This window comes from Xanthobacter sp. BG11Y11_SDJG (assembly GCF_057364445.1).
In genome coordinates, this window is the sequence record NZ_JBNFNU010000518.1 from 1 (window position 1) to 2472 (window position 2472).

Sequence of the window (2472 nt, forward strand, 5' to 3'; positions counted from 1 at the left end):
CGCGGGCGCCGGCGGGCGCCGAGGTCTGGCTCGACGGCGGCCACAACGCCGCTGGCGGCGAGGTCCTGGCGCATGCGGTGTGCGAGCTGGAGGAGCGCTATTCCCGGCCGCTGGTGCTGGTGGTCGGAATGCTGGGAACAAGGATGTGAGCGGGTTCCTGGCGCCGTTCGCCGGGCTTGCCCGGGGCGCGGTGGCGGTTCCGGTGCCGGGCGATCACAAGGGCCTGTCGCCGCATGAGGTCGCGGCCACCGCCCAGGGGCTCGGCATCCCCGCGTCGGTGGCAGCGGACGTGGGCGCGGCGCTGGACGGACTGTCGTTCCACCCGCAATTCCCGCCGCCCCGCGTCCTGATCGCCGGATCGCTGTATCTGGCCGGCGACGTGCTGGGGCAGAACGGGATGGTGCCGGACTAGGGATCGCACGCGGGGGTCCCCGCCGAGCCCGGTCCCGCCGGCTCCGGTCCCGCCCGGTCCCGCTCACGCCAGGTTTGCGCGGGCGAAGCGGTCCGCCACCCAGTCCACGAACACCCGCAGCCGGTTCGAGAGGTGCCGGTTCGGGGCGTAGACCACGTGGATCGGCATCGGCTCGAAGTCCCACCCTTCGAGCACCGGCACCAGGGCGCCGGTGGCCACGTGCGGGCCCACCATGAAGGCTGGCGCCTGCAAGACGCCGAGGCCGGCGAGGCCGGCGGCGAGATAGGCGACGCCGTCATTGCAGGCGACCCGGTAGCGGCCCGCCACCTCGATCACCTCCCCGCCGCGGCGAACTGGTGCTCGTAATAGCGCCCGCTCGCCTCGCTGAAATAGCGGATCATGAAATGGTCCACCTCGAGGTCGCGCGGATGGCGCGGCATGCCGTGGACCGCGATGTAGGACGGCGCGGCGCAGGTGAGGAACGGCATCTGGCCGATGCGGCGGGCGATCAGCGAGGGGTCGCGGATTTCGCCCACCCGGATCACGCAGTCCACGTTCTCGCCCAGAAGGTCCACCGGCCGGTCGGTACAGCCCACGTCCACCTGGATGTCGGGATAGCGGGCGGCGAAGTCCGGCAGCGCCGGAATCAGCACGTTGACCGCCAGCGAGGGCGAGAGGTCAATGCGCAGCCGCCCGCGCGGATTGGCCTGCGAGGCGGACATGGAGCTGTCCAGTTCCTCCAGGTCGTTGAGGAGGGCGAGCGCGCGCTCGTAATAGGCGGCGCCGTCCGGCGTCACGGTCACGCGGCGCGTGGTGCGGTTGAGCAGGCGCGTGGAGAGGTGCGCCTCCAATTGCTGGATCTGCTTGGTCAGGGTCGCCTTGGGCAGAGCGAGCACGTCGGCGGCGCGGGTGAAGCTGCCCGTCTCCACCACCCGCATGAATCCCCGCATTGCAGCAAGCTGGTCCATCCCCCGATCGCTTTCTGTGATTTATCTCTGATTGTTCATCTCAATGAATAATCATATCGCGATTGGCCGGTTTATCCAGCTTTCCGTCGGGTCTAGTTTTCCGCATCGCACAAAGCCCACTGGCTGCGGCGAGCAGCCTCCCAGCGAACTGAAAACGCGCCATGACTCCGACCCTCATCCCCACCTGCCAGTCCTGGACCGAGCGGCGCATCGCCACCGCGTCGGGCGAGGTGCCGGTGCGGGTCTATGGTCGCGCGCTGCCGGGCTCCCCCCTGGTGCTGAACCTGCACGGCGGCGCCTTCACCGAGGGCTCGTGCCAGTGCGGCGACCTGGTCGCCCGCCTGCTGGCGGTGGCTGGCGCGGTGGTGGTCTCGGCGGAATATCCGCTCGCCTGTGAGCATCCGTTTCCGTTCGCGCTCACCGCCATGGCCGGCGTCCTGGCGGCGCTCCATGCCCAGCGCGGCGAGATCGCCCGCAAGTCCTCCAAGCTGTTCGTCGCCGGGGTGGAGGCGGGCGGCAACCTCGCCGCCGGCCTCGCCATGATGGCGCGCGACCAGCAGCACCCGCCGATCGCAGGGCAGATCCTCATCTCGCCCATGCTCGACCCGACGCTCGCCACCGCCTCCTGGCGCGCGGCCGAGATCGGCGCCTCCGGCTGCAAGTGGGCGGACGGCTGGCAGAAATATCTCGGCACCGCCGACAAGGCGTCCCACCCCTATGCGGCGCCGCTCGCCTCCTCCCGGCTCGCCGGCCTTCCGCCGGCGCTGATCATCAGCGCCGAGGACGACCCGCTGCGCGACGAGAGCGTGGCCTACGCCCGCGCGCTCGCCAAAGCGGGCGTGCCGACCACCATCGAGGTGCTCGAAGCCCCCACCGAATGGCCCGAAGGCCTCGACGGCGAGGCCGCGGCGCCCCCGGCCTGGGAAGCGCGCCTCACCGCGCTGTTCGGCGCCTTCTTCAAATCCGCGACCGGGCGTCGGAACGCCGCCGCCTCGTCCGTCCTCTGACCGACCGCATCCAGGAACGACCCATGACCCGTCCTTTGTCCCTGAAGCGTCTGCTCTTCCTCGGCATCGCCGTGGGCGCCTCGCG

At 70.8% G+C, this 2472-nt stretch carries 2 protein-coding genes and 1 pseudogene; 2 read left to right on the top strand and 1 reads right to left on the bottom strand.

Annotated elements, in window-relative coordinates; all coding sequences use genetic code 11:
• Positions 1-145: 145 nt before the first annotated feature.
• Positions 146-412, top strand: a complete 267-nt coding sequence (locus AC2W7M_RS23765) for a hypothetical protein (RefSeq protein WP_486135424.1) — start codon at positions 146-148, stop codon at positions 410-412.
• Between the two features lie 63 nt (positions 413-475).
• Here the strand turns inward: AC2W7M_RS23765 and AC2W7M_RS23770 are convergent.
• A pseudogene (locus AC2W7M_RS23770) lies at positions 476-1380 on the bottom strand (LysR substrate-binding domain-containing protein).
• A gap of 161 nt (positions 1381-1541) precedes the next feature.
• Here AC2W7M_RS23770 and AC2W7M_RS23775 point away from each other — a divergent pair.
• A complete protein-coding gene (locus AC2W7M_RS23775; RefSeq protein WP_486135425.1) occupies positions 1542-2387 on the top strand; it encodes an alpha/beta hydrolase in 846 nt (281 codons plus the stop codon).
• Positions 2388-2472 lie beyond the last annotated feature (85 nt).

Bases quoted from the DNA above. Each gene is read 5' to 3' on its own strand.
- AC2W7M_RS23775 (WP_486135425.1), top strand. From the start codon at position 1,542: ATGACTCCGACCCTCATCCCCACCTGCCAGTCCTGGACCGAGCGGCGC.